At 59.0% G+C, this 278-nt stretch carries 1 protein-coding gene and 1 pseudogene; both read right to left on the reverse strand.

The window, feature by feature from the left end; translation table 11 throughout:
- Positions 1–163: cbb3-type cytochrome c oxidase subunit 3 (locus tag KZZ04_RS19045; protein ID WP_219423822.1), on the reverse strand; the 163-nt coding region annotated here is incomplete at its 3' end.
- A gap of 5 nt (positions 164–168) precedes the next feature.
- Positions 169–278, reverse strand: a pseudogene (locus KZZ04_RS19050) (cytochrome-c oxidase, cbb3-type subunit II); the annotation flags it as partial.

Here is a 278-nt window from a genome sequence, read left to right on the forward strand (position 1 = left end):
CTTGCTCGACGTGCTTGATGGCTTCGGGATCATCTGCAAAGGGCAGCATGGTCGCGTCGTCAAACTCCGACTTGCGCCGCGGGCTGAACACCCACAATGCCAGGCCGATGAAGGCCACCATCACGACAACGGTGCCCAGGCCTCGAATCATCCCGATATCCATGAAGATCACCGTTTGCTTTTGATGATGGTGCCAAGGCCTTGCAGGTAGGCCACCAATGCGTCCATTTCGGTCTTGCCCTTCACGGCGGCGGCTGCACCGGCGATGTCTTCATCGG

This window comes from Pseudoalteromonas sp. CR1, assembly GCF_019392235.1.
Classification (GTDB): Bacteria; Pseudomonadota; Gammaproteobacteria; order Enterobacterales; family Alteromonadaceae; genus Pseudoalteromonas.